22 protein-coding genes are annotated in these 25,500 nt (G+C 67.2%); 21 read left to right on the top strand and 1 reads right to left on the bottom strand.

Translation table 11 applies throughout. The features are described 5' to 3' along the window. Window positions 1-108: 108 nt before the first annotated feature. The 13 genes from NDN01_RS12025 to NDN01_RS11965 all read left to right on the top strand — a co-directional run bounded on the left by NDN01_RS12025 (window position 109) and on the right by NDN01_RS11965 (window position 16,827). A complete protein-coding gene (locus NDN01_RS12025; RefSeq protein ID WP_272627698.1) occupies window positions 109-1,482 on the top strand; it encodes a UDP-N-acetylmuramoyl-tripeptide--D-alanyl-D-alanine ligase in 1,374 nt (457 codons plus the stop codon). Then, complete coding sequence (mraY, locus tag NDN01_RS12020) at window positions 1,482-2,561, top strand: phospho-N-acetylmuramoyl-pentapeptide-transferase (protein WP_272627696.1); 1,080 nt, start codon at window positions 1,482-1,484, stop codon at window positions 2,559-2,561. Before NDN01_RS12025 ends, mraY begins: the two co-directional genes overlap by 1 nt. Next, window positions 2,558-3,931 carry a UDP-N-acetylmuramoyl-L-alanine--D-glutamate ligase gene (murD, locus tag NDN01_RS12015; RefSeq protein ID WP_272627694.1) on the top strand — a complete coding sequence of 458 codons (1,374 nt, stop codon included), beginning with the start codon at window positions 2,558-2,560 and terminating at the stop codon, window positions 3,929-3,931. The genes mraY and murD overlap by 4 nt, the downstream gene beginning before the upstream one ends. Further along, window positions 3,928-5,163 carry an FtsW/RodA/SpoVE family cell cycle protein gene (locus tag NDN01_RS12010; protein ID WP_272627693.1) on the top strand — a complete coding sequence of 412 codons (1,236 nt, stop codon included), beginning with the start codon at window positions 3,928-3,930 and terminating at the stop codon, window positions 5,161-5,163. Before murD ends, NDN01_RS12010 begins: the two co-directional genes overlap by 4 nt. After that, a complete protein-coding gene (gene murG, locus NDN01_RS12005) occupies window positions 5,160-6,320 on the top strand; it encodes an undecaprenyldiphospho-muramoylpentapeptide beta-N-acetylglucosaminyltransferase (RefSeq protein WP_272627692.1) in 1,161 nt (386 codons plus the stop codon). Before NDN01_RS12010 ends, murG begins: the two co-directional genes overlap by 4 nt. Next, window positions 6,317-7,720, top strand: coding sequence for a UDP-N-acetylmuramate--L-alanine ligase (murC, locus tag NDN01_RS12000; protein ID WP_272627690.1), 1,404 nt, complete (start codon window positions 6,317-6,319; stop codon window positions 7,718-7,720). The genes murG and murC overlap by 4 nt, the downstream gene beginning before the upstream one ends. Then, window positions 7,717-8,655 carry a UDP-N-acetylmuramate dehydrogenase gene (gene murB, locus NDN01_RS11995; RefSeq protein WP_272627688.1) on the top strand — a complete coding sequence of 313 codons (939 nt, stop codon included), beginning with the start codon at window positions 7,717-7,719 and terminating at the stop codon, window positions 8,653-8,655. Before murC ends, murB begins: the two co-directional genes overlap by 4 nt. A gap of 23 nt (window positions 8,656-8,678) precedes the next feature. Next, on the top strand, window positions 8,679-9,569 hold the full coding sequence (locus NDN01_RS11990) for a D-alanine--D-alanine ligase (protein ID WP_443025244.1): 891 nt from the start codon (window positions 8,679-8,681) through the stop codon (window positions 9,567-9,569). After that, a complete protein-coding gene (locus tag NDN01_RS11985; protein ID WP_272627684.1) occupies window positions 9,566-10,516 on the top strand; it encodes a cell division protein FtsQ/DivIB in 951 nt (316 codons plus the stop codon). Before NDN01_RS11990 ends, NDN01_RS11985 begins: the two co-directional genes overlap by 4 nt. Before the next feature lie 5 nt (window positions 10,517-10,521). Next, the gene (gene ftsA, locus NDN01_RS11980; protein ID WP_272627682.1) at window positions 10,522-11,784 is read left to right on the top strand and encodes a cell division protein FtsA; all 1,263 of its coding nucleotides are present in this window, start codon (window positions 10,522-10,524) and stop codon (window positions 11,782-11,784) included. 112 nt (window positions 11,785-11,896) lie between these two features. Then, window positions 11,897-13,357: a cell division protein FtsZ gene (ftsZ, locus tag NDN01_RS11975; protein ID WP_272627681.1), complete on the top strand. Its 1,461-nt coding sequence runs from the start codon at window positions 11,897-11,899 to the stop codon at window positions 13,355-13,357. Window positions 13,358-13,468: 111 nt separating this feature from the next. Then, a complete protein-coding gene (locus NDN01_RS11970; RefSeq protein WP_272627679.1) occupies window positions 13,469-15,655 on the top strand; it encodes an SPOR domain-containing protein in 2,187 nt (728 codons plus the stop codon). Continuing rightward, window positions 15,652-16,827: a deoxyguanosinetriphosphate triphosphohydrolase gene (locus NDN01_RS11965; protein WP_272627677.1), complete on the top strand. Its 1,176-nt coding sequence runs from the start codon at window positions 15,652-15,654 to the stop codon at window positions 16,825-16,827. The genes NDN01_RS11970 and NDN01_RS11965 overlap by 4 nt, the downstream gene beginning before the upstream one ends. Here the strand turns inward: NDN01_RS11965 and NDN01_RS11960 are convergent. Continuing rightward, window positions 16,824-17,120, bottom strand: coding sequence for a hypothetical protein (locus NDN01_RS11960; RefSeq protein ID WP_272627675.1), 297 nt, complete (start codon window positions 17,118-17,120; stop codon window positions 16,824-16,826). The two genes, NDN01_RS11965 and NDN01_RS11960, sit on opposite strands and share 4 nt — an antisense overlap. 210 nt (window positions 17,121-17,330) lie before the next feature. On the opposite strand from NDN01_RS11960, the gene NDN01_RS11955 reads away from it, so the two are divergent. From NDN01_RS11955 to NDN01_RS11920, 8 genes are all read left to right on the top strand, one after another. Next, window positions 17,331-18,842 (top strand): DUF1800 domain-containing protein, encoded by a 1,512-nt coding sequence (locus tag NDN01_RS11955; protein WP_272627673.1) that lies wholly within the window; start codon window positions 17,331-17,333, stop codon window positions 18,840-18,842. 3 nt (window positions 18,843-18,845) lie between these two features. Next, window positions 18,846-20,000: a DUF1501 domain-containing protein gene (locus NDN01_RS11950; protein WP_272627671.1), complete on the top strand. Its 1,155-nt coding sequence runs from the start codon at window positions 18,846-18,848 to the stop codon at window positions 19,998-20,000. A gap of 198 nt (window positions 20,001-20,198) precedes the next feature. Beyond that, window positions 20,199-21,926: an arginine--tRNA ligase gene (argS, locus tag NDN01_RS11945; protein ID WP_272627669.1), complete on the top strand. Its 1,728-nt coding sequence runs from the start codon at window positions 20,199-20,201 to the stop codon at window positions 21,924-21,926. Continuing rightward, a complete protein-coding gene (locus NDN01_RS11940) occupies window positions 21,926-22,651 on the top strand; it encodes an SPOR domain-containing protein (protein WP_272627668.1) in 726 nt (241 codons plus the stop codon). The genes argS and NDN01_RS11940 overlap by 1 nt, the downstream gene beginning before the upstream one ends. Before the next feature lie 70 nt (window positions 22,652-22,721). Next, window positions 22,722-23,729 (top strand): glycoside hydrolase family 3 N-terminal domain-containing protein, encoded by a 1,008-nt coding sequence (locus tag NDN01_RS11935; RefSeq protein ID WP_272627667.1) that lies wholly within the window; start codon window positions 22,722-22,724, stop codon window positions 23,727-23,729. 58 nt (window positions 23,730-23,787) lie between these two features. Further along, a complete protein-coding gene (locus NDN01_RS11930) occupies window positions 23,788-24,531 on the top strand; it encodes a segregation and condensation protein A (protein WP_272627664.1) in 744 nt (247 codons plus the stop codon). Further along, on the top strand, window positions 24,528-25,130 hold the full coding sequence (gene scpB / locus NDN01_RS11925; RefSeq protein ID WP_272627662.1) for an SMC-Scp complex subunit ScpB: 603 nt from the start codon (window positions 24,528-24,530) through the stop codon (window positions 25,128-25,130). The genes NDN01_RS11930 and scpB overlap by 4 nt, the downstream gene beginning before the upstream one ends. 27 nt (window positions 25,131-25,157) lie before the next feature. After that, entirely contained in the window at window positions 25,158-25,391 is a 234-nt protein-coding gene (locus NDN01_RS11920) for a twin-arginine translocase TatA/TatE family subunit (protein ID WP_272627660.1), read from the top strand. Window positions 25,392-25,500 lie beyond the last annotated feature (109 nt).

Below are 25,500 nucleotides of genomic sequence, written 5' to 3'. Positions count from 1 at the left end.
TCTCATTTTTTCTCCCCTCCCCTTCAGGGGTGGCGCCTTCCGGCTCAAACCAACCCCGGCATTTGCGGGACTGCCCCACCCCAACCCCTCCCCTGAAGGGGAGGGGCTATGAGCTTGTGGACCTCAGCCGAGATCGCGGCCGCTACCGGGGGCACCGCCTCGACCGAGTTCGCCGCCACCGGCGTGACCTTCGATTCCCGTGAAGTCGGCCCGGGCGACCTGTTCGTCGCGCTGAAGGGCGAGACGAGCGACGGGCACAAATTCCTCGACCAGAGCTCCGAGCGGGGAGCGTCGGGTGCGGTTGTCGCCGTTGCGACACCGCACCCGCATGTCCTGGTTTCCGATACGATGGCGGCGCTCGAGGCGCTGGCCCGTGCCGCGCGCGCGCGGACCCCGGCGAAAATCATCGGGGTGACCGGATCGGTCGGCAAGACAAGTACCAAGGAAGCGCTGTTCGCGGCACTCGATCGTGGCGCGCCGGGCGCCGCGCACCGGTCGGTGAAAAGCTACAACAATCACACCGGCGTGCCGCTGAGCCTGGCGCGCATGCCGGCGGCAAGCCGTTTCGGCGTGTTCGAGATGGGCATGAACCATGCAGGCGAACTGGCGCACCTGACGACCCTGGTGCGGCCGCACGTCGCGATGGTGACCGCGATCGCGCCAGCCCATACGGCTTTCTTCCCGGACGAATCGGCCATTGCCGATGCCAAGGGGGAGATCTTCGCCGGGCTCGAGCCGGGCGGGGTCGCGATCATCCCCTATGACAGCCCGCACCGCGACCGGCTGATCGGGCACGCCAGGCCCCATGCCGCCAGGATCGTGACCTTCGGAATCGATCCGGGCGCCGACGTCCGCGCGATCGAGACGATGCGCACCGCGACTGGCGGAACCTTCGTCACGGCATCGCTGGGCGAAAAGGAACTGAGCTTCACCGTCGGGCAGCCGGGCATGCACTGGGTGTCGAATGCCCTGGCGGTGCTGGCGGCCGTCGACGCGGTCGGCGGCGACCTGGCGCTGGCCGGGCTGGCTTTGGCCGAGCTGGGCGGGCTGGCCGGGCGCGGCGCGCGGCTGACGGTCAAGGTTGCCGGCGGCGAAGCGCTGGTGATCGACGAAAGCTATAACGCGAACCCGACATCGATGCGGGCGACGCTGGCGGTGCTGGGCGCGGAAGCGGCGCCACGGAAGCTTGCCGTGCTGGGCGAGATGCGCGAGCTGGGCGAGAAGAGCGACGCCTATCATGCGGCGCTTGCCGACCCGGTGATCGCCGCGGGCGTCGAACGGGTCATTCTGGTCGGTGAAGCGATGAGGCCCCTCGCGAACGCGCTTGAGGGCAGGGTCGATTTCGTCCATGTGCCCGATACCGCTGCCGCGCGGGCAAGCCTGCTGGAAATGCTGGCGCCCGGCGACGCGGTTCTCATCAAGGGTTCGAACGGAGTCGGGTTGGCGAGCGTGGTCGCCGCTTTGGCGAACGGGACAGCATAATGCTCTATTTCATCGCCAACTATCTGGGTTTTCCCGGTGTCCTCAACCTCTTCCGCTATCTGAGCTTCCGCTCGGGCGGGGCGGTGGCGACCGCGCTGATCATCGGCCTAATCATCGGGCCCCGGTTCATCGGCTGGCTGCGCGTTCGCCAGGGCAAGGGGCAGCCGATCCGCGACGACGGGCCGCAGAGCCACCTGGCCAAGCGCGGTACGCCGACCATGGGCGGGCTGATGATCCTGACGTCGCTGGTGCTGTCGATCCTGTTGTGGATGGACCTGAGCAACCCGTTCGTCTGGGCCTGCACCTTCGTGACCCTCGGGTTCGGCGCGATCGGTTTCCTCGACGATTACGACAAGGTGCGCAAGGCGAGCACCAAGGGCGTGTCGGGGCGGATGCGGCTGGTCGGCGAGTTCACCATCGCGGCGATCGCGGCCGGGCTGATCATTCATCAGAACAATGCGACCGGCACGCATCTCTATCTGCCCTTCACCAATGGCTGGTGGGTCGATCTCGGCTATTTCTACATCCTGTTCGCTGCCTTCACGATCGTCGCGTTCGGCAATGCGGTGAACCTGACCGATGGGCTGGATGGCCTCGCGACCATGCCGGTGATCATCGCCGCGGTCGCGTTCATGATCATCGTCTATCTGGCGGGCAACGCGAAGTTCGCAACCTATCTCGGCATTCCCCATGTCCCCAGGGCAGGCGACCTTGCGATCTTCTGCGGCGCGATGATCGGGGCGGGGCTTGCGTTCCTGTGGTTCAACGCACCGCCGGCGGCGGTCTTCATGGGTGATACCGGCAGCCTAGCGCTCGGCGGGGCGCTCGGCACCATCGCGGTCGTCGCGCATCACGAGATCGTGCTCGGCATCATCGGCGGCCTGTTCGTGATCGAGGCACTGTCCGTCATCATCCAGGTGTTCTTCTACAAGCGCACCGGCCGGCGCATCTTCAAGATGGCGCCGATCCATCATCATTTCGAGCAGCTCGGCTGGAGCGAGCCGACCGTCGTGATCCGCTTCTGGATCATCGCGCTGGTGCTCGCGCTTGCTGGCCTGTCGACCTTGAAGCTTCGGTGATCACCAGCCCCACATGGCGCGGCAAACGCTTCGCGGTGCTGGGGCTTGCGCGCTCGGGCGCGGCCGTGGTGCGCGCGCTCGTGGCGAGCGGAGCCGAGGTGGTGGCGTGGGATTCGGACGAGGCGGCGCGTGATGCGCTTTTTTCCGCGCGAGAGGGCAGGGGAGAGGGGCAGCCACAAGCGCTGTCGCCTTCTACTGCCCCTCTCCCAACCCTCTCCCCAGAGGAGAGAGGGCTTTTGTCGTTCGCCGACCCCGAGAACATTGACCTCGCCGGTTTCGATGGGCTCGTCGTTTCGCCGGGCGTGCCGATCAATCGCCATCCGGTCGCCGCGAAGGCGCGGGCGGCGGGCGTGCCGGTCATCGGCGATATCGAGCTGTTCGCTCAGGCGCGGGCCAGCCTGCCGCCGCACAAGGTGGTCGGGATCACCGGCACCAACGGCAAGTCGACCACGACGGCGCTGATTCACCATATCCTGGAGACGGCCGGGGTGCCGGCGCGGCTGGGCGGGAATATCGGCAAGCCGATCCTGGGCGAGGAGCCGTTGCCTGACGGTGGCGTCTATGTGCTTGAGCTGTCGAGCTACCAGATCGACCTGACGACGAGCCTCGATTGCGATGTCGCGATCCTGCTCAACATCACGCCCGACCATCTCGACCGTTATGACGGGTTCGAGGGCTATGCCGCGTCGAAGGCGCGGCTGTTCGCGATTCAGTCGCCGGATCATGCCGCGATCATCGGGATCGCCGATGCTGCCTCGGCGCGGATCGCCCGGTCGCTGTCGGCGCGGGGCGAGCATCTGACGAAGATCGCGCCGGGCACGTGCATGGACCAGTCGCGCTGGCCGTCGCTGCAAGGGCCGCACAATGCGCAGAACGCGCTCGCCGCCATCGATGCGTGCAAGGCGCTCGGTGTCGATGACGCGGTGATCGATCGCGGGCTGGAGAGCTTCTCCGGCCTGCCGCACCGGATGGAGCTGGTCGTCAGCCGGGATGGTGTTGCCTTCGTCAACGACAGCAAGGCGACCAACCCCGAGTCCACCGCGCCGGCGCTCGCCGCCTTTTCGCGGATTCACTGGATCGTGGGCGGGCAGGCCAAGACCGACGATCTCGACGCCTGCGCGCCCTGGTTCGGGCATGTTGCGCGCGCCTATACGATCGGCGAGGCCGGGCCGCGCTTCGCCGCGATCCTGACGCCGCACATGTCGGTCGAGGAAAGCGGAACCCTGGCCCAGGCAGTGAAGAGCGCCGCGGCGAACGCCCGGCCGGGTGACACCGTATTGCTCTCGCCGGCCTGCGCGTCATTCGACCAGTTTCGCGATTTCGAGGATCGCGGCGACCGGTTCCGCACCCTGGTCGGAGGGCTCGCATGAGCAGGACGAACGCCGGGGCGAACACCGGGACGCTCACCTTGTGGAAGCGCATGAAGGGTGAGGGCGGCCGCGGCGACCGCTCGGCGCTCGGCATGTGGTTCTGGGATATCGACCGGCTGCTGCTGCTGCTGACCCTGTTGCTGATCGCAGTCGGGTTGATCGCGGTCGGCGCCGCGTCGCCGGCGGCCGCAACTCGTTATTCCGACGAGAAGCATCATTTCCCGGCGCTGTTCTATCTCTGGTGGCAGCTTGCCTGGGTCTGCGTGTCGTTGCCGATCCTGTTCATCGTCTCGATGCTGCCGGTCGCCTTTGCGCGGCGGATGGCGTTGATCGGCACGGTCGTCTGCCTGGTGCTGCTGATCGCGGTGCCGTTCTTCGGGGTGGAGAAGAACGGCGCGACGCGGTGGCTCAATTTCGGCGTGTCGCTGGTTCAGCCGTCCGAGTTCCTCAAGCCGTTCTTCATCGTGACCTGCGCGTGGCTGCTGTCGATGCGCGCCAAGGACGAGGCGCTGCCGGTCGTGGTGATCACCGGTGCGATGACCGCGCTCGTCGCGCTGCTGCTGATGCTCCAGCCGGATTTCGGCCAGACCATGGTGTTCGCCGCGGTGTGGCTCGCGCTGCTGATGATCGCCGGAACCTCGCCCAAGGTGATGGCGGGGCTGATCGGCTGCGTGCCGGCTGGCGTGATCGCGGCCTATTTCTTCTACGGCACCGCGCGGACGCGGATCGACGCCTATCTCTTCCCGAACCATGAGGGTGTGGGTGCCTCCGACCATTTCCAGACCAATGCGGCGCATGACACCATCACCGCGGGCGGCTGGCGCGGCACCGGGCCGGGCGGCGGATCGATGAAGTTCCGCCTGCCCGAGGGGCATACCGACTACATCTTCTCGGTGATCGGCGAGGAGTTCGGGCTGATCGCCTGCATGATCATCGCGCTGCTGTTCCTGGCGATCGTGGTGCGGGTGTTCGTCAAGCTGCTCGACGAGCAGGACGAGTTCCGGCTGTTCGCGGCGGCGGGGCTGGCAACCCAGTTCGGGGTGCAGGCGCTGATCAGCATGGCGGTCAATACGGGACTCGCGCCGTCAAAGGGCATGACGTTGCCCTTTATCAGCTATGGCGGATCGTCGATGATCGCGCTGTCGATCGGCATGGGTCTGCTGCTGGCTTTCACCCGGCGCAATCCGTTCGTATCGCGGTCACCCTATATCGCACGATGGAGCGGGGAATGAACCAGGCACGGCATTTCGTTCTCGCCGCGGGAGGAACGGGCGGACATATGGTCCCGGCGGCGGCGCTTGCCGCCGAGCTGATGAAGCGCGGCCATCATGTCGCGCTGATCAGCGACGAGCGCGGCGTGCGCTTCCCCGGGCTGTTCGAGGACATCCAGACTCATGTGCTTCCCGCCGGTCGGCTGGCGGGCGGGCCAGTGGGCTGGGCGCGCGCCGCGGCGGCGATGGTCAAGGGCCGTTCGATGGCGATCGAGCTGTACCGCGCCTTCCGCCCCGCCGCGGTGATTGGCTTCGGCGGCTATCCGGCACTACCGGCGCTGCTCGCGGCGTTCCACGAGAATATCCCGACCGCGGTGCACGAGCAGAACGCCGTGCTTGGCCGGGTCAACCGGCTCGTCGCGCGCAAGGTCAGCGCGATCGCGACGTCCTATGCCAATGTCGAACGCCTCGCGCCCAAATATCACGGCAAGACTCACCTTGTCGGCAATCCGGTGCGTGATTCGGTTTTGACGCTTCGGTCAAGGCCCTATCCGCTGCTTGAGGAAGACGGCATCTTCCGCGTGCTCGTGACTGGCGGCAGCCAGGGCGCCAGCGTGCTGAGCCAGGTCGTGCCCGACGGCCTGTCGCTGCTGCCGGTCAGCTTCCGCCGCCGGTTGCAGGTGACTCATCAGGCGCGGATCGAGGATATCGAGGCGGCGCGCGCCAAATATGCCGAGCTGTCGATCGCGGCCGACCTGGCGACCTATCTGCCCGACCTGCCCGAGCAGCTTGCCTGGGCGCATCTGGTGATCGCGCGCGCCGGCGCGTCGACGCTGGCGGAACTGACCGTGGCCGGCCGGCCGGCGATCCTGGTGCCGCTGCCGAGCGCGACCGACGACCACCAGACCGTCAACGCGCGGGAAATGACGGCGGCGGGTGGAGCTCGGACGATCGACCAGCGCAGCTTCACGCCGGTCGAGCTTGCCAAGCAGATGCAGAAGCTCGGGCTTGACCCCGCTGCGTTGCAGAACGCCGCGGGCCGCGCGCGGAGCTGCGGGCGGCCCGATGCCGCGCGCGACCTTGCCGACCTGGTCGAGAGCCTGAACGACACGCCCGGGGACATGCCGATCGGCGTGCCGCTGCCGATGGGCGCCAACGGAAAGCCGATCTACGCATGAGGGGTGTCGCAACCGATATCGGGACGATCCATTTTGTCGGCATCGGCGGGATCGGCATGTCCGGCATCGCCGAGGTGATGCACAATCTTGGCTATAAGGTGCAGGGATCCGACATGGCCGAGGGCTATGTCGTGCAGGGGCTGCGCGACAAGGGTATCGCCGTGCATATCGGCCAGAAGGCCGAGAATCTGGGCGACGCCGTGGTGATCGTCACCTCGACGGCGATCAAGCGGGGCAATCCCGAGCTTGAGGCGGCGCTCGAACGGCGTATCCCGGTGGTGCGCCGGGCGGAGATGCTGGCCGAGCTGATGCGGCTGAAATCGACCGTCGCGGTCGCCGGCACGCATGGAAAGACCACGACGACGTCGATGGTCGCGGCGTTGCTCGACGCAGGCGGGGTGGATCCGACGGTGATCAACGGCGGGATCATCAACAGTTACGGCTCCAACGCGCGGCTCGGCGCGAGCGACTGGATGGTGGTCGAGGCGGACGAGAGCGACGGCAGCTTCCTGCGGCTCGACGGCACCATCGCCGTCGTCACCAATATCGATCCCGAGCATCTCGACCATTATGGCTCCTTCGATGCGGTGAAGGACGCCTTTGTCGAGTTCGTCGAGAATGTACCCTTCTACGGTGCGGCGCTGCTGTGCCTCGATCATCCCGAGGTGCAGGGCATCATCCCGCGCCTGCGCGACCGGCGCGTGGTGACCTATGGCTTCTCGGCGCAGGCGGACGTGCGCGGGGTCAATGTCACGCCGATCCCCGGCGGCAACCGCTTCGAGGCGCTGGTGCGGAGCCGCGACGGGACGACGCGGTCGATCGAGGGGATCGAGTTGCCGATGCCGGGCCGCCACAACGTCCAGAACGCGCTTGCCGCGATCGGCGTGGCGCTTGAGCTCGGCATCGACGATGCGACGATCCAGCAGGGTTTCGGCAAGTTCGGCGGGGTGAAACGGCGCTTCACCAAGGTGGGCGAGACGGGTGGCGTCACCATCATCGACGATTACGCGCATCATCCGGTCGAGATCCGGGCCGTGCTGTCGGCGGCGCGCGAGGGCGTGGCGAACCGCGTGATCGCGGTGGCGCAGCCGCACCGCTATTCGCGGCTGGGCGATCTGATGGAAGACTTCCAGCAGGCGTTCAACGACGCCGATATGGTGTTCGTGACGCCAGTCTATGCCGCAGGCGAGGCCCCGATCGATGGCGTCGATGCCGAGGCGCTGGCCAATGGCCTGAAGACTCGCGGACACCGGTCGGCGGCAATCGTGCCCGATGCGGCGGCGCTGGCCACCGCGCTGGCCGGTGTCGTCCAGCCCGGCGACATGGTGGTCTGCCTGGGGGCAGGGGATATTACTAAGTGGGCCGCGGGCCTCGCCGATGCCATCGAGGCAGCGCGATGAGCACCGTCTGTTACGCTTTGCCGCCCCTGCAGGGAACCGCCCAGCATGAGGGCAGCCTGGCCGATTTCATCTGGTTCCGCACCGGCGGGCCCGCGGAGTGGCTGGTGCGACCCAAGGACGTGCACGATCTTTCCGTCTTCCTCGCCGCGCTCGATCCCGAGACGCCGGTGCTGCCGGTGGGTGTCGGGTCGAACCTGATCGTGCGGGATGGCGGCGTGCCGGGGGTGGTGGTGCGCCTGCCCAAGGCGATGGCGAAGTCGGCGATCGAGCCGGGCAACAGGGTACGCGCGGGCGGCGCGGCGATGGGAATTTCGGTCGCCAGCGCAGCACGCGACGCCGGGATCGCTGGACTTGAGTTCCTGCGCGGCATTCCCGGCACGGTCGGCGGCGCGGTGAAGATGAATGCCGGCGCCTATGGCCGCGATACGTCGGACATCCTGATCGAGGCGACTGTCGTGACCCGGTCGGGCGACGTCGAGGTCTGGCCGGCGGCGAAGTTCGGCTATGTCTATCGCCATTCCGACCTGCCCGCAGGCGCGGTAGTGGTCGAGGCGGTGTTCGAGGGCGTGCCGGGCGATCCAGCGGTGATCGGTGCGGAGATGGATCGCATCGCGGCCGAGCGCGAGGCGTCGCAGCCGCTGCGCTCGCGCACCGGCGGGTCGACCTTCAAGAATCCGGAAGGGCACAAGGCCTGGGCGCTGATCGACCAGGCGGGCTGCCGGGGGCTGACCCGCGGCGACGCGCAGGTCAGCGAGAAGCATTGCAACTTCCTGCTCAACCTCGGTAGCGCGACCAGCGCCGAGATCGAGGCGCTTGGCGAGGAAGTGCGCGAGAAGGTGAGGGCGACCTCCGGGGTCGAGCTCGAATGGGAGATTCAGCGTGTCGGCGTGCTCGCCGACGGCGCCGACAGGGGATTCGTAGGGGTGAGGAAGTGAGCAAGCTTCACGTGGCAGTCCTGATGGGCGGATGGTCGGCCGAGCGCGAAGTCTCGCTGATGTCCGGTGCTGGCGTGGCCGACGCGCTTGAAAGCCTTGGCCACAAGGTCACCCGGATCGATATGGGCCGCGACGTCGCGTCGCGGCTGGTCGAGGCGGCGCCCGACGTCGTGTTCAACGCGTTGCACGGGACGCCGGGCGAGGACGGGTCGGTGCAGGGCATGCTCGACCTGATGGGGCTGAAATACACGCATTCGGGCCTGGTCACCTCGGTGATCGCGATCGACAAGCTGCTGACCAAGCAGACCCTGGTGCCGCACGGCATCCCGATGCCCGGTGGGCGGATCGTGAAGAGCGAGACGCTGTTCGAAGGCGATCCGTTGCCGCGGCCCTATGTGCTGAAGCCGGTCAACGAAGGATCGTCGGTCGGCGTCGCGATCGTCACCGACGAAGGCAATTACGGCAACCCGATCGCGCGTGGCGTGACGGGGCCGTGGGGCGAGTTCGAGGAACTGCTCGCCGAGCCCTATATTCGGGGCCGCGAGCTTACGACGGCGGTGCTGGCAGGCGAGGCGCTGGCGGTGACTGAGCTCAAGCCCAAGAGCGGCTGGTATGATTACGACGCGAAATATACCGACGGGCTGACGGTGCATATATGCCCGGCCGAAGTCCCCGACGAGATCGCCGATGCCTGCAAGCGAATCGCGCTCGACGCGCATCGCCTGCTCGGCTGCTCGGGCGTGTCGCGGTCCGATTTCCGCTGGGACGACAGCCAGGGCATCGATGGACTGTTCCTGCTCGAGGTCAACACCCAGCCGGGCATGACCGCGCTCAGCCTGGTACCCGAACAGGGGCGCTATATCGGCCTGAGCTATGCCGAGCTCGTCCAGAAGATCGTGGAGGAGGCCCTGTGAGCCGTACGATCAAGCGCGGATCGCCGCCGCGGCGGCAGATCCAGACCAAGCGTCGGCAGCAGCCCAAGGCGTCGATCGTCGACCGCGCCATCGAGGTGCTGCCGATCAGCCACGATACGGTGCGCCGGATCGCCACCTGGTCGATCGTCGGCGCGGTGGGCGCGGTGGCGATCGCCACGGCGACCTGGTTCGGCGTTCCCGGCGCGATCGGCGTCGCGATCGCCGAGGGCGTCGGGCGGGCGGGCCTGCGTGTCGAACAGGTCGAGGTGACCGGCCTCAGCCGGATGGACCGGATGACGGTCTATGCCGTCGCGCTCGACCAGAAATCCCGCGCGATGCCGCTCGTCAACCTGGAGGACGTCCGCCAGAAGCTGCTGTCCTATGGCTGGATCGCCGATGCGCATGTCTCGCGCCGGCTGCCCGACACGCTGCTTGTCCATATCGTCGAGCGCAAGCCGACGGCGGTATGGCAGGATCGCGGCAAGCTCTCGCTGATCGCCGAGAATGGCGTGTGGCTCGAGCCGGTGAAAGCAGAGGCAATGCCCGACCTGCCGCTGGTCATCGGCCCGGGCGCGAACGAGCAGGAGGCAGCGTACCAGAAGCTGCTCGATGCCGCGCCGGCGCTTCGCCCGGTGGTGAAGGCGGCGACCTGGGTCGGCAACCGGCGCTGGAACCTGCTGTTCGAATCCGGCGAGACACTTGCGCTGCCCGAGGGCGATTCCGATGCGGCCAAGGCACTGGTGAAATTTGCCCAGCTCGACGGGGTCCGCCCGCTGCTGGGCAAGGGCTGGATTCGTTTCGACATGCGCGATCCGAGCAAGCTGGTCGCACGCAAGCCGGGGCAGGTGGTCAATCGTGCTATAGCTGATCCGGAAGATGAGAATGCGCCGCAACGGCCTGCCCTGATCGAGGCGAAGCACACGGCGTTCACGATGGTACAGGGGTAAGGCATATGGCGAAGGCAGCACCCGAGGGACTGATTACGGCGCTCGATATCGGGTCGTCAAAGGTTTCGGCGATGATCGCGCAGAAGGGCGATGGCGGCGAGCTGATCGTGCTCGGCACCGGCCAGCGCGAGAGCCGGGGTGTCAAGCGCGGCTACATCGCCGATGCGGCGGCGACCGAAGTCGCGGTGCGCGAGGCGGTCGAGCAGGCGGAGCGGATCGCCGGGACCAATATCGAGAATGTGTGGGTCAGCTTCTCGGCCGGCGGGCTCGTGTCCGACGTCGCCTCGATCGAGTTCGAGCTTGGCGGACACCGGGTCGAGCAATCCGACATCGACGCGCTGCTCCAGGCAGGACGTGAATCGATCGATCCCGCTGGCCGCATGGTGCTGCACGCGCAACCGGCGCTCTACACGCTCGACGGGCTGACCGGGGTGAAGCGGCCGCTGGGGCTTCATGCCGACCGGCTGGGCGTGCATATCCATGTCGTCGCCGCCGACGGATCGCCGGTGCGCAACCTGGGCCTGTGCGTCGCCAACGCGCATCTCGAAGTGAAGGCGATCATCGCCTCGCCGGTCGCGACCGGCATGGCCTGCCTGTCCGAGGAAGAGCGCGAGCTGGGTGTCGCGCTGGTCGAGATGGGCGCCGGGATCACCAATGTCTCGCTGTTCGCCGGCGGCATGCTGGTCGGCCTGACCTCGATCCCGATCGGGGCGGCCGACATCACCGACGATATCGCCTCCTCCTTCGGCACGCGCCGGGCGCAGGCGGAGCGGATGAAGTGCTTCTACGGGTCGGCCAATGCCAGCCCGCGGGACAATCACGACATGATCGACGTCGCGCCGATCTCGGCGGAGGATGGCGCGGGCGACGGCACGCGCATCACCCGCGCGCAGTTGATCGCGGTGATCCGCCAGCGGCTCGACCATCTGATGGGCGAGGTCCAGAAGGCGCTGGTCGAGCTGAAGTTCGAAGGACCGGTGGGTCGCCAGGTCGTGCTGACCGGGGGGGGCGCCGAGCTGAAGGGGATCGCCGATTATGCGCAGCAGGCGCTTGGGCGATCGGTCAGGATCGGCCGCCCGCGCGGACTGACCGCACTACCCGAGGCCCATGGCGGCCCCGCTTTTGCGACACTGGCGGGCCTGGCATTCTACGCCGCGGCCGATCCGGTCGATCTGCGGGCACTGTCGCCGTCGAATCAGTTGGTGCACCGGCCGAAGGGACTTGCGATCTTCAAGCGGTTGCTGGCGACTGCCCGGGCGAATTATTAAAGAAATACGACAAGACTTAGCTGTTCGTGCTGGAGTCACCGCAAGGGATGGTGCAGAACGGGCAGTATCATTATTGAGCGCCCCGGTGTTTGGGGTGGTGCGGAGACAGGCGATGAGCATCGAATTCCTTCCCCCCGAAGTCGACGAGCTGACGCCGCGCATCGCGGTGATCGGGGTTGGTGGCGCTGGAGGCAACGCCATCGCGAACATGATGCGCGCTGAAGTCCAGGGCGTCGATTTCCTTGTCGCCAACACGGATTCGCAGGCGCTCAAGCAGTCGACCGCCGCTCACAAGATCCAGCTTGGCGCGAAGATCACGCAGGGCCTGGGTGCCGGTTCGCGGCCGGAGATCGGTCGCGCCGCCGCCGAGGAGACGCTCGAGCAGGTCACCAAGATGCTCGAAGGCGCGCATATGTGCTTCATCGCCGCCGGCATGGGTGGCGGCACGGGCACGGGCGCTGCGCCGGTCATCGCCAAGGCGGCGCGTGACATGGGCATCCTCACCGTCGGCGTCGTGACCAAGCCGTTCGCGTTCGAGGGCAATCGCCGCGCCAAGAGCGCCGAGGCGGGCATTGAGGAACTACAGAAGTACGTCGATACGCTGATCGTCATCCCCAACCAGAACCTGTTCCTGGTCGCCAACGCGAACACCACCTTCAAGGAGGCGTTCCAGATGGCTGACGAGGTGCTGCAACAGGGCGTGCGCGGCATCACCGACCTGATGGTCATGCCCGGCCTGATCAACCTCGACTTCGCCGACGTGCGTTCGGTGATGCAGGAAATGGGCAAGGCGATGATGGGCACGGGCGAAGCGTCCGGCGACAATCGCGCGATCGAGGCTGCGTCCAAGGCGATCGCCAACCCGTTGCTCGACGGCGTGTCGATGAAGGGCGCCAAGGGCGTCATCGTCTCGATCACCGGTGGCGACGACATGCGCCTGCTCGAAGTCGACGAGGCGGCGAACCATATCCGCGAACTGGTCGACGAAGACGCCAATATCATCTGGGGTTCGGCCTTCAACCCTGACCTGGAAGGGGTGATCCGCGTGTCGGTCGTCGCGACCGGCATCGAGGCGGAAGCGCGTCCGGCCGCGGCACCGGCGCCGTCGTCGCGCGCCTTTACCTTCTCCGCGCCGAAGAAGGCGGAGGAAGCGCCAGCTCCCGCCGTCGAGGCACCCGCGCCGCTGGCCGCCGAGCCGGTCGCATTCGACACCCAGGAGCCGGTTGCGGCGGAAGCGCCCGACGCCGCCGACGAGCTGGTACTGGGCAGCGAGACCCAGGTTCCAGCCATGCCGGTGTTCGGCGACGAGGAAGTGACCGCCGCCGAGCCGGCAGCGGCGCCCGATCCCGATCTCGCAGTGCGTCGCCGCTGGTTGTCGCCCGGCGCCCCGGCTGCCGAGGAAGCGCCGGCTCCGGCAAGCGAGCCGGTCCCCGCCGCGCCGCGCGTCAAGCTGGGGGGGACTCTGTTCGAGCGCATGTCGAGCGTGTCGCGCGGCGCGGCGCGCGAAGACGAGCCTTCCGACAAGGATTCGGTCGATATCCCGCGCTTCTTGCATCGCCAGAACAATCAATGAGATGACGCCGGAGTGCGCGGCCGGTTCATCGCCGGTGCGTGTCACTCTGGCGCGCCTCGACCGATCCGGACATTGCCGGTTCAGCCGGACTGGGCTCTAGGCTGGCTTCTCATGCGTGCTTTCCACCTTTTCGGGTCCGTCGTTGCTCTTGTCGTGCCTTTCGCGGGCGCGATGGCTGGCGTGCAGGTGCAACCCGTGCAGACGGTGCAGCCGCTCAACCCGCTGGGCGACGAACTCGCGGCGGAAATGCGGCTGCTGGCGGCCAATCCTCTCGACATCAACGCGCTGGTCCGTGCCGGCGAACTGGCGCTGAAGCTCGGCGATCCGACCGCCGCCGGTGCTTTCTTCGCTCGGGCGGAACGGCTCGATCCGCGCAACGCGCGGATCAAGGCGGGAATGGGCAGCATCCTCGTCCAGTCCGAGCGGCCGGGCGAAGCCCTGCGCCGGTTCGCCGAGGCCGAGACGCTGGGGCTGGACCCGCGCAACTATGCCGCCGATCGCGGCCTGGCCTATGACCTGATCGGCCAGCAGGAGCGTGCGCAGCGGGACTATCGCCTGGCCCTCAAGGACGGGTCGGCCGACGAGACGATACGGCGCTATGCTCTCTCGCTCGGCATATCCGGCAAGCGCGACATGGCGCTCAAGCAACTCGATCCGTTGCTGCGGAAGAGCGACCGGGGCGCCTGGCGCGCGCGCGCCTTCATCCTGGCAATGAACGGCGACGATCAGGGGGCGTCGCGGATCGCGACCAACATGATGCCACCGGGGTTGGCGCAGGGGTTGCAGCCTTTTTTCGAGCGACTCCCCAGCCTTGGGCCGACCGACCGCGCCTTTGCGGTCCATTTCGGCGAATTGCGCGCCACGCCCGAGCGGACCGCCGACGCCCGGATGATCCCGGTGCTGGCGCCGCTGCCGCCCGAGCCGGGCCTTCCGGTCGTGCCCGCGGCGACGACGGTCGCGGCGGTGCAGGCTGCGCCACGGCCCGACAAGTCGGCGGATCGCCGCAGCCGGGGCAAGAAACGCAAGCAATATGAGATCCAGGTCGCGACGACGGCACCGCCAGCGGTGCAACCGCAGCCCGAGCCGTTGCCGCAACCGCCGGTCTATGTCGCCAGCGTCGATCCGGTCGACCAGCCGGTCCACGCGCCACCGAGCCCGGTTCAGATGGCTTCAGTGGTGCCGGCGCGGACCCCTGACAGCGGGCGGCGGAACATGACCCTCGCGCCCGCGACCGGATCGTCGTTCGCTGTGCCTGCGCCGTCCCGGACCCCGCCAACTGCTGTGGCGTCGGCCCGGCCGCCGATAGCGGACCGAAGCACGTTGCCGCCGGAAGTGGATACGCGAATTCCGGGCGGTTCGAACCAGACGCCGGCCGGCCGGCCGGTCTCGCCGCCGCCATCGGCTTCCGGGCCGGTGGTTCTCGCGTCTTCAAACCTGCCGAGTCGCCCGGCGATCGCAGCGGCAGCGCCGCCAGCAAGTGTGCCGTCTTCTTTGCCGGTCACCGAGGCGAACACGCGGATTCCGGAAAGCGCGCCGCGACCCTCTCCCGTTGTGCCGCAGGCGTCGCCCCCGCAAGCTTCACCCCCGCCGACGACGGTGGCCCCGTCCGCCCCCGTCTCTGCCGCAAGTGGCCCCGAGGCATTCGCTGCTGCGACTCCCGCGCCGACGACCCCGTCCGAGCGCCCGGTCCACGTCGCATCGGCACCGACGCCGGTGCGGAGCGAGGATTCGATCCTGGCCAGCATCATCGCCAATATCTCGGTGCCGGGCTCCGAATTGGGGGTCGCGCCGATCGAGACCGCACGGGCCGAGTCGCCGCCCCCGGTTCCGGCCCAGGCCGCGCCTGAACCGGTCGACACCGGGGCTGCGGCACGCGAGGCGGCGGAGAAGAAGGCGGCTGCCGACAAGCAGGCGCTTGCCGAGAAGAAAACGGCCGAGACGAAGAAACTGGCCGAGGCGAAGAAGGCAGCTGAGGCGAAGAAGGCGGCTGAGCTGAAGAAGAAGAACGATCCGAAGATCCTCGAACCCTCGCGCATCTGGGTCCAGGTGGCGGGCGGCGCGAATGAAGACACTTTGCCCAAGGAATGGGAGAAGGTTCGCGCCAAGGCCCCGATGGTGTTCAAGGGGAAATCGGGCTGGACCACGCCGTTGCGCGCGACCAATCGCGTGCTGGCAGGGCCGTTCAAGACCAGTGACGAGGCACGATCCTTCGTCAATGCGCTCGCCAAGGAGGGGCTATCCGCCTTTTCCTTCACCAGCGAGGCGGGCCAGAAAGTCACGAAGCTGGCCCCCAAGTGAGGGACGGGCAGCGTCACGCGCCGTGGGCGGCCGACCCGGCAAACAGCCGTGGCCGCCTGCATGAGGAGCAGCGCGAAGCGGTGCGCGGACCGCGCGACGCGTTCCAGCGGGACCGGGATCGGATCATCCATTCGATCAGCTTTCGTCGGCTGCGCCACAAGACCCAGGTGTTCATGGCGCCTGATGGCGATCATTTCCGAGTCCGCCTGACTCACAGTCTGGAGGTCGCGCAGATCGGTCGCGCCGTGGCGCGCACGCTCGGGCTGAACGAGGACCTGACCGAGGGACTGTGCCTCGCGCACGATATCGGCCATCCGCCGTTCGGCCATGCTGGCGAGGATGCGTTGAAGGCTGCGCTGGCGGGCCAGGGCGGGTTCGACCACAATGGCAACACGCTGCGCGCGCTGATGGTGATCGACAGCCCTTATCCCAGATGGAACGGGCTGAACCTGACCTGGGAGACGCTCGAGGGCCTGGCCAAGCACAACGGCCCGATCGCTGAGCCTGCCTGGGCGCTGGCCGAGGCGGATGCGGCGTTCCCGCTCGATCTCACCCGCTGGCCCTCGCTCGAGGCGCAGGTCGCGGCGATCGCCGACGACATCGCCTATGACAATCACGACATCGACGATGGTTTGCGCGCCGGGCTGCTGACGCTTGAGCAGATGCTTGAGGTGCCGGTGGTCGCGGCCGGCTGGGAGGAGACCCGGCGTCGTTTTCCGGACATCGCGGCCGACAGGCTGGTCGGCGAGCTGGTGCGCTCCCAGATCGGCACGATGGTCAACGACCTGATCGCCGAGACACGCCGCCGCGTGGCCATGGCGGGAGTCGAAACCGCTGGGGATGTGCGGGCCGCCGGCACATGCCTGGCCGGCTTCTCGGACGAAATGCGCGATGCCGAGCGATCGCTCAAGCGCTTCATGTACGCCAATCTGTACCATCACCCGCGCCAGCTCGAGGCGGCACGGATTGCCGGGGAACTGGTCGCGGGACTGTACAGTGCCTATCACGCCGATCCGCGCCTGATGCCTGCCGACTGGCATGCACGGCTGCCCGCGGAGGAACCCGCGCGCAGCCGCCACATTGCCGACTTCATCGCCGGCATGACCGATCGCTATGCCGTCACCCGCTATCGCGAGGTGGTCGGGCCGATCGATCTGCCGGAGGGGTTCTAGCGCGAGGCAAGCGCGACCGGGGTCAGCTTGGCCTGGGCGTTCTTTACGCTGAACGACACGGGCTCGCCGCCCGAGATGCCGCTGACCTGATCGCCGCGAACGGTGAGCTCGAACGCGCTGCCGGACGGATAGCGGCGGCCGCTGATGACGACGCGGTTCGTCTTGGCCACCATCGTATAGACATAGGTCTGGCCGTCGCGGGTGAACCGGCGCTCCGGCGCGCTGTCCTTGGCGAAGGCGGGGGCGGAGAAGGCCGCGAGCATCGCGGCGGCGGCGAGGAACGTCTTGGTCATGATCTTTCCTTTCGGTGCTCGAAAGCCAGATCAGCATCCCCCGTTTCTGTTGTGTGGGCTCAGGATATTGCAGTGCAGCAAAATCCCAACCGCAAAGATTGCGCGGCCAGTTGCAAGAAACGAACGATGAATTGCTTCTGGAATGCGAAATGACAAACTCTTGCGACATCAGGAGCATACAAGGATCGGGTAAATGACGGGAACGAGACCATGGCAGACGCCGGCATCGCGTTAAATCGTTTCGGACTGGGTGCACGGCCCGACGAGGCAGTGCCGGGCGATCCGCGCAAATGGCTGCTCGGACAGTTCGACGCCTTCGATCCGAAACCCCAGGTAATCGCGGCCCAGCCCAACCGCCAGGTGATTGCTGGAGAACTGGCCGACTATCTCGATCAGGTCCGCATGCTCAGGCAGCAGGGGGCGGCAGGGAATTCTCAACGCCCCGCCGCGATGGCGCCATCGTCGATGACTCAGGATAGGATGGCGCCCAATATGATGGGTGCGGGTGCGAAGTCGGAAGATCCCGCCGATGCGAACGATCCGGTGAAGCAGGCGCGCCGTTTCGCGCAGCGCCAGGCACGGGACTATTATGTCGGCGCGGTAGGGGCGCGTGCCAGCGCCGCGCTCGTCACGCCCGCACCGTTCGTCGAGCGGCTGGTGCATTTCTGGGCGAACCATTTCGCCATCTCGATCGACAAGGTGCAGGTGGTCGGCCTGGGCGGCCTGCTGGAGTTCGAGGCGATCCGGCCACATGTTCTGGGCAGGTTCGGCGACATGCTGAACGCGGTCGAGCGGCATCCGGCGATGCTGCTCTATCTCGACCAGGCGCAGTCGGTCGGGCCGAACAGCGTGGTCGGCGCACGGGCGTCGGGGCGTGGCAACCGCAATCTCGGGCTGAACGAGAATCTCGCGCGGGAGATCATGGAACTGCACACGCTGGGGGTGCGCACCGGCTATGATCAGGCCGATGTGACCGAATTCGCCCGGGCAATGACCGGGTGGAGCGTCGCGGGCCTGACCCGGGGCCTCCGCGCCCGCTTCGCCGGGGTAGAGGGCACGGCGGGCGACTTCATCTTCGCTGCGCCGCTGCACGAGCCGGGTACGCGCACGATCATGGGCAAGACCTATGGCCAGAATGGCGAGGGCCAGGCGCAGGCCGTTTTGAACGACCTGGCCGCGCACCCGGCGACCGCGACCCATATCGCGACCAAGCTTGCGCGGCATTTCACCGGCGACACGCCGTCTCCGTCGCTGGTGCAGCGGATGCAGGCTGCTTTCGTGAAGACAGGCGGGGATTTGCCCAGCGTCTACCGGGTACTGATCGATTCACCCGCGGCATGGGCCGCCGAGCCGGCCAAGTTCAAGACGCCCTGGGAATGGTCGATCTCGGCCTATCGTGCTCTCGGTATGAAAACGGTCCAACCCCAGGCGGTGACTGGCCTGCTCAACCAGCTCGGCCAGCCGGCCTGGAAGCCGGGATCGCCGGCCGGCTATGACGATATCGCGGCGAGTTGGGCAGGGCCCGACGCGATCCTGCGCCGGGTCGAGGCGGCGGAACGTTTTTCGGCAAAGGCGGGCGAGCAGATCGATGCGCGCGCGCTCGCGCCCAGGCTGTTCCCCGCGACTCTTTCGACCGGGACGGCGCAGTCGCTGGCCCGGGCGGAAAGCGCCGGGCAGGCGCTCGCGCTGCTGCTCGTCGCCCCCGAATTCATGCGGAGATAACTCATGATCGATCGTCGTTCCTTCGTCGGTGCGGGCGTGATGGGCGCTCTCGCCATGAGCCTCGCGCCGCGCCTCGCCTTCGCCAAGGCAGAAACCGACAAGCGCTTCGTCTTCATCATCCAGCGCGGGGCGGCGGACGGCCTCGGCACGGTGGCGCCGGTCGGTGATCCGGCCTTTGCGGGCGCACGGGGTGTGCTGGCCGAGGATTTTGCCAGCGCGAGCAAACTGAATTCGATGTTCGCGCTGCATCCGTCGCTCGGCCGCATCGGGACGCTTTACGGCCAGGGCCAGGCGCTGTTCGCGCATGCGGTGGCTTCGCCCTATCGCGATCGGTCGCATTTCGACGGCCAGAATGTGCTCGAGACGGGTGGGGCAGGGGCCTATCAGGTCAAGGATGGCTGGCTGAACCGGATGCTCGGCATCCTGCCGCCGACCAGTGCCAGGGCGATCGCGATCTCGGCGACGGTGCCGATGGCGCTGCGCGGCGGGCATGAGGTTTCTTCCTACGCGCCGTCAGCCTTGCCCGATGCGTCGGCCGGGCTGCTCGATCGGGTCTCGATGCTCTATCAGGGCGACAGCCAGCTTCATGCATTGTGGAGCGAGGCGATGGCCACGCGCGCGCTGACCAACGGCATGACCAATGACGACGGCCGCAATGCCGCGGCGACCGGCGCGCTGGCGGCGAAACTGCTCGTGCCGGAGAATGGCGCGCGGATCGCGATGATCGAGACCAATGGCTGGGATACCCATGCGCAGCAGCGGGTGCGGCTCGGCCTGCAGCTTCGCGGCCTCGACGCGATGGTCGGCGCGCTGCAGGCCGGGCTCGGCCCGCTCTGGGCGGACACGATGATATTGGTCGCGACGGAGTTCGGGCGGACGGTGGCGGTGAACGGTACCGGCGGCACCGATCATGGCACGGCAAGCGCCGCGATGCTGCTTGGCGGCAGCGTGAAGGGCGGGCGGGTATTGGCGGACTGGCCGGGGCTTGGTCAGACCGCCCTCTTCGAAGGACGCGACCTCAGGCCGACGATCCAGCTCGATCCGTTCATCGCGGGGGCGGTGGCAGAGCATTTCTCGGTCGAGCCGGGGCGGGCGATGAAGGCGCTGTTCCCGGATGCGGGCGCGGCGCGGCCGGTCGAGGGGCTGGTCCGAACCTGAGACGACCAAAGGTCCACCATCATGCCGGACTTGTTCCGGCATCCACCGCTCCGCACGACTGAAAGCGGTTGATTTGCGGAACCGTGGACCCCCGAACGAGTCCCGGGTGACGATGTTGGTGTGGAGAGGCTCCTCCCGATTTGAGTCATACCCCGCCTTCCGCTAAGGGCCGCGCTCGCTCTTATCACCGGACCAGCAATGACCCTTTATACCCGTTTCGCCGCGCATCTCGATGCGGCGCTTGATGCCCTTGTCGCGACGGGCGATCTGCCAGCAGGGCTGGATCGCGCGAATGTGACCGTCGAGCCGCCCCGCGACCCGAGCCATGGCGACCTCGCGACCAATGCGGCGATGGTGCTGGCCAAGCCCGCGGCGACCAATCCGCGCGCGCTGGCGGAGAAGATATCGGCCGAACTGGGCAAGCTGGACGAGGTGCGCGACGTGTCGGTCGCCGGCCCGGGCTTCATCAATCTGGCGCTGACCGACGACACCTGGCGCGCGGAGCTTTCGACGATCCATGAAGAGGGCGACGATTACGGCCGCTCGACCAAGGGGGCGGGCACGACCGTCAATGTCGAATATGTCTCCGCCAATCCGACCGGCCCGATGCACATGGGCCATTGCCGTGGCGCGGTGGTGGGCGATGCGCTGGCCAGCCTGCTTGAGTTCGCCGGCGCCAGGGTGATCCGCGAATATTATGTCAACGACGCGGGTGGGCAGGTGGACACGCTCGCCCGGTCGGTGCACCTGCGGTACCGCGAAGCGCTTGGTGCCGATATCGGCGAGATTCCGGAAGGGCTGTATCCCGGCGACTATCTCGTGCCGGTGGGCCAGGCGCTGGCCGCCGAGTTCGGCGACAGATATGCGGCACTGCCTGAAAGCGACTGGCTGGTGCTGTTCCGAGTCCGCGCGGTTGCGGCGATGATGGAGCTGATCAAGGCCGATCTCGCCTTGCTCGGCATCCACCATAGCCTGTTCTCGTCCGAGGCTGAGCTGCAGGCGGCGGGCAAGCCCGAGGCGGCCGAGGCCGAACTGCGCGCGCGGGACCTCATCTATGACGGCGTGCTCGAAGCGCCCAAGGGTGAGACGCCCGAGGATTGGGAGCCTGTGGTGCTGCCGCTGTTCCGGTCGACCCAGTTCGGCGACGACCAGGATCGGCCGATCAGGAAGTCGAACGGGCAATGGACCTATTTCGGCGCCGACCTCGCCTATCACTACCAGAAGGCGCAGTCGGCCGATGCGCTGATCGACATCTGGGGCGCCGACCATGCCGGCACGGTGAAGCGGATCGTCGCCGCGGTGCAGGCGCTTACCGGCGGCAAGACCCGGTTCGACGTGAAGCTGGTGCAGATGGTGCGCCTGCTGCGCGCCGGCGAGCCGGTGAAGATGTCGAAGCGCTCGGGCAATTTCGTGACGCTCGCCGAAGTCGTCGAGGAAGTCGGCAAGGATGTCGTCCGCTTTACCATGCTGACGCGCAAGGCCGACACCCAGATGGATTTCGATTTCGCCAAGGTCGTCGAAATGTCGCGGGAGAATCCGGTCTTCTACGTTCAATATGCTCATGCACGCATCGCGCGGCTGAATCGGAAGGCGGCTGAGTTCGGAATGACATGCGGCACTGCCGATCTGTCCCAACTTGATACCACCGAACTGGAGCTGGTGAAACTCGCAGCCCAGTTCCCGCGGATCATCGAAACCGCTGCCGCGGCGCGCGAACCGCATCGTGTAGCTTTCTATCTCAATGACTTGGCTGCTGCGTTCCACGCGCTGTACAATCTCGGCAATGATAATCCCGGGCGCCGTTTCGTGATTGAGGGCGAACAGGAGATTACGTGTGCACGCCTTTTCTTGGCGGACGCAATCGGGCAAATTGTCCGCAACGGACTCGGCATCATGGGGGTGCAGGCGGTCCAGGAGATGAACTGATGGCGACGTCGAGCGACTTTGAGGTCCGCGACGAGGATCGGCTGCCGTGGCTCGAGACCGTCGACGAGGATTATGACGAAGGCCCGTCGATCTTTCGCGTGGTCCTCATGGTCGTGCTTGGTCTTGCGATCATCGCTGCGGCGATCTTCGGTTATTACTGGTACCGGAAGCATCAGGGCGTGGACGGCAATGGCGCGCTGATTGCTGCGCAGGAGGGCGACTACAAGGTCAAGCCCGACGATCCCGGCGGCCTGAAGGTCGAGGGCGAGGGCGAGACCGCGGTCGCGACCAGCGATGGTGCGGGCGGCGGCAATGCCGCGATCGATCTCAACGCGACGCCGGAAACGCCCGTCGCGGGAACCAAGGTGGCACCCGCGGCAGCCAGCGCTGGCGGGGCGAGCAAGGCGGTCGTGGCGATACCGGCATCGGGCGGCAAGCTGACGGCGGCGACTCAAACCGCGGCGCCGGCCGCGGGCCCGACGTCGCGCGGGTCGCTGGTGCAGCTCGGCTCCTTCCCCGACGAAGGCTCGGCCAATGTGGCATGGGCCCAAGCGTCCAAGCGCTTCACCTATCTCGCACCGCTCGGCAAGTCGGTGCAGAAGGCCGAGGTCAACGGCCGCACCGTCTATCGCCTGCGAGTCAATGCGGGCAGCGCGAGCGCGGCGAGCGAGCTGTGCGGCAAGTTGAAGGTCGCCGGCGAAGCCTGTTTCGTCGCGAACGACTGAGGCATGTTTCGGCCCTTCTCCTTCGGGGGAGGGGCTTTTTGACGGGGGGGCTTCCTGATAGGCAGCCCCGATGAAGCCAGTCATCTATGGCCTGTCGGGCCTGACCCTCACGCCCGGCGAGCGTTCGTTCTTCGGGCAGGCCGACCCGGTCGGCTATATCCTGTTCAAGCGGAACATTGCTGATCGCGCGCAGCTCCGCGCGCTGACCGACGATCTGCGCGCGCTTTCCGGCCGCGACGACCTGCCGATCCTGATCGACCAGGAGGGCGGGCGCGTCGCGCGGATGGGGCCGCCGGAATGGCCCGCCTTTCCGGCGGGACCGGCTTTCGACGCCCTGTATGAGACGGCGCCGATCTCCGCGATCGAGGCGGCGCGCGCCAATGCCCAGGCGATCGCGCTGATGCTGGCCGAGATGGGGATAACGGTCGATTGCCTGCCGCTGCTCGACGTGTCGCAGCCCGACACCACCGAGGCAATCTCGACCCGGGCGCTGGGATCGGAGCCGATGCGCGTCGCCGCGATGGGACGGGCTATCATCGAGGGGCTGCGCGACGGGGGCGTGGTCGGCGTGGTCAAGCATATGCCGGGGCATGGCCGGGCCAGGGTCGACACCCATTACCACCTGCCGACCGTCACCGCGTCCGAGGCTGAGCTCGAGATCGACCTTGCGCCTTTCAGGGCACTTGCGGGGGCACCGATGGGAATGACGTCGCACATCGTGTTCGAGGCGTGGGACCCGGATCGGCCCTCGACGCTGTCGCCGATCGTGATCGAGGAGGTGATCCGTCAGCGGATCGGCTTCGACGGGCTGCTGATGACCGACGATATCGACATGAAGGCATTGACCGGCAGCGCCGGCGACAAGGCGGAAGGCGCGATCGCCGCCGGGTGCGACGTGGTGCTCGACTGCTGGGGACGGATGGACGAGATGGAAGAGATCGCGTCGCGGCTCGGCGAGATGCCGGCAAAGTCGCTTGAGCGGCTGGAGCGGGCGATGGCGACGATCGCGGGGGCGAAGCCGCCGGGTGAGATGGCTGAACTCATCGCCAGGCGGGATACGCTGCTGGGTATGGCTTAGCGCCTCCCCCGTGCCGGGGAGGATTGTGTAGCGCCTCGCGCTTCGCCAGAACGGTCCGATGGACGATGCCGAGACGCTGACCCTGGATATCGACGGCTGGGAAGGCCCGCTCGATCTGCTGCTCGCGCTAGCGCGCAGCCAGAAGGTCGATCTGCGCGAGATATCGATCCTTGCGCTGGTCGATCAGTATCTGCGCTTCGTCGAGCAGGCGAGGGCGATCAAGCTTGAACTGGCGGCTGACTATCTCGTGATGGCGGCGTGGCTCGCCTATCTCAAATCGGCGCTGCTGCTGCCGCGCGACCCCGAGGAGCAGCCAAGCCCGGAGGAACTGGCGCTGCGTCTCCAGCTTCGGCTCGAACGCCTCAACGCGATGCGCGAGGCCGGGGCCCGGCTGATGGCACGGGACCGGCTTGATCGCGACGTCTTCCTGCGCGGCGCGCCGGAGGGCTTGCGCACCGTGCGAAAGGCCTTGTGGCAGGCCGAGATATACGACCTGATCTCCGCCTATGGCCGGATCAGCGCACGCACGCGGCCGGTGATGCATATTGTCGCCAATCGGCCGGTGATGACGCTTGAGGCGGCGCTGGAGCGGGTTTCCCGCCTGGTCGGGGAACGGATAGACTGGAGCATGATCGAAACCTTCCTGCCCGAAGCCGCTTCCGGCATCTTCCGCAAGTCGGCGCTTGCCTCAAGCTTCGTCGCTGCACTCGAACTGGCGCGGCAGGGCAGGGTAGAGCTTCGCCAGAAATCGCCCTTCGCCCCGCTCTACCTGAAGGCGCCCGTCCTGAAGGTGGGGGCATGAAGCGCGCCGACGATCTGACCCGCGCCGTGGAAGCGGTGCTGTTCGCGGCGACCGAGCCGATGACGGTCGACGCGATCCGCGCGCACCTCGGCAATGCGGACAATGTCCGGAGCGTGCTCGAGGAGATCCAGGCCGATTTCGCCGGGCGCGGGATCGAACTGGTCAGGCGCGGCGACCGCTGGCATTTCCAGACGGCGGGCGACATGGCGCACCTGCTGCGCCGCGACAAGGAGGAGGCGCGCAAGCTGAGCCGCGCGGGCATCGAGACGCTGGCGATCATCGCCTATCACGAACCGGCGACTCGCGCGGAGATCGAGGCGATTCGCGGGGTTCAAATCTCCAAGGGTACGCTCGACGTGCTGATGGAGGCCGGCTGGATCCGTCCCGCGGGAAGACGCGAGGTGCCGGGGCGGCCACTGCTCTATGCGACGACCCCCGAGTTCCTGGCGCATTTTGGCCTTGCCAGCAGGCGCGACCTGCCCGGAATCGACGATCTCAAGGCAGCCGGGCTGCTCGACCCGATCGATCTGGCGCTTGAACATGCCGGCGAACGCGATGACAACAACACCGAGGTAGAAAAGACTGACGATCAGGACTAGATAGGCCTACGTCCTAGGAGATTGGTGATGGGTAGTTTCAGCCTCGTGCATTGGCTGGTGTTCGGCGTGATCGCGATCCTCGTGCTCGGCGGCGGACGCTTCTCGAATATGATGGGTGACGTCGCCAAAGGCATCAAGCAGTTCAAGAAGGGCATGGCCGAAGACGACGAGTCCGTCCGCGAGCCGAGCCGTATCGATGCCAAGAAAGCGGCCGAGCCCGCGATCGAGGTCGAAGCCGAGAAGCTGCGCGAGGAGCGCTGAGCTTTGCCGGCAGACGCCCTGTCGGGACGGGCCCGGCATGGCGGAATCATGTCGGCTGGCGCGGTCGAGAGCGCGTGAAGCCGGCCGGGTCCCGTTTTTTGACTGCTCC

The organism is Sphingomonas sp. QA11 (assembly GCF_028473665.1).
Lineage (GTDB): Bacteria > Pseudomonadota > Alphaproteobacteria > Sphingomonadales > Sphingomonadaceae > Sphingomonas > Sphingomonas phytovorans.
Note: the sequence above shows the minus strand (reverse complement) of the source record. Positions and strands in the feature narration are given on the sequence as shown.

Coding starts and splice junctions, on each gene's coding strand:
- NDN01_RS12025 (WP_272627698.1), top strand. CDS start 109: ATGAGCTTGTGGACCTCAGCCGAGATCGCGGCCGCTACCGGGGGCACC.
- mraY (WP_272627696.1), top strand. CDS start 1,482: ATGCTCTATTTCATCGCCAACTATCTGGGTTTTCCCGGTGTCCTCAAC.
- NDN01_RS12010 (WP_272627693.1), top strand. CDS start 3,928: ATGAGCAGGACGAACGCCGGGGCGAACACCGGGACGCTCACCTTGTGG.
- murG (WP_272627692.1), top strand. CDS start 5,160: ATGAACCAGGCACGGCATTTCGTTCTCGCCGCGGGAGGAACGGGCGGA.
- murC (WP_272627690.1), top strand. CDS start 6,317: ATGAGGGGTGTCGCAACCGATATCGGGACGATCCATTTTGTCGGCATC.
- murB (WP_272627688.1), top strand. CDS start 7,717: ATGAGCACCGTCTGTTACGCTTTGCCGCCCCTGCAGGGAACCGCCCAG.
- NDN01_RS11990 (WP_443025244.1), top strand. CDS start 8,679: ATGGGCGGATGGTCGGCCGAGCGCGAAGTCTCGCTGATGTCCGGTGCT.
- ftsA (WP_272627682.1), top strand. CDS start 10,522: ATGGCGAAGGCAGCACCCGAGGGACTGATTACGGCGCTCGATATCGGG.
- ftsZ (WP_272627681.1), top strand. CDS start 11,897: ATGAGCATCGAATTCCTTCCCCCCGAAGTCGACGAGCTGACGCCGCGC.
- NDN01_RS11970 (WP_272627679.1), top strand. CDS start 13,469: ATGCGTGCTTTCCACCTTTTCGGGTCCGTCGTTGCTCTTGTCGTGCCT.
- NDN01_RS11960 (WP_272627675.1), bottom strand. CDS start 17,120: ATGACCAAGACGTTCCTCGCCGCCGCCGCGATGCTCGCGGCCTTCTCC.
- NDN01_RS11955 (WP_272627673.1), top strand. CDS start 17,331: ATGGCAGACGCCGGCATCGCGTTAAATCGTTTCGGACTGGGTGCACGG.
- NDN01_RS11950 (WP_272627671.1), top strand. CDS start 18,846: ATGATCGATCGTCGTTCCTTCGTCGGTGCGGGCGTGATGGGCGCTCTC.
- argS (WP_272627669.1), top strand. CDS start 20,199: ATGACCCTTTATACCCGTTTCGCCGCGCATCTCGATGCGGCGCTTGAT.
- NDN01_RS11940 (WP_272627668.1), top strand. CDS start 21,926: ATGGCGACGTCGAGCGACTTTGAGGTCCGCGACGAGGATCGGCTGCCG.
- NDN01_RS11935 (WP_272627667.1), top strand. CDS start 22,722: ATGAAGCCAGTCATCTATGGCCTGTCGGGCCTGACCCTCACGCCCGGC.
- NDN01_RS11930 (WP_272627664.1), top strand. CDS start 23,788: ATGGACGATGCCGAGACGCTGACCCTGGATATCGACGGCTGGGAAGGC.
- scpB (WP_272627662.1), top strand. CDS start 24,528: ATGAAGCGCGCCGACGATCTGACCCGCGCCGTGGAAGCGGTGCTGTTC.
- NDN01_RS11920 (WP_272627660.1), top strand. CDS start 25,158: ATGGGTAGTTTCAGCCTCGTGCATTGGCTGGTGTTCGGCGTGATCGCG.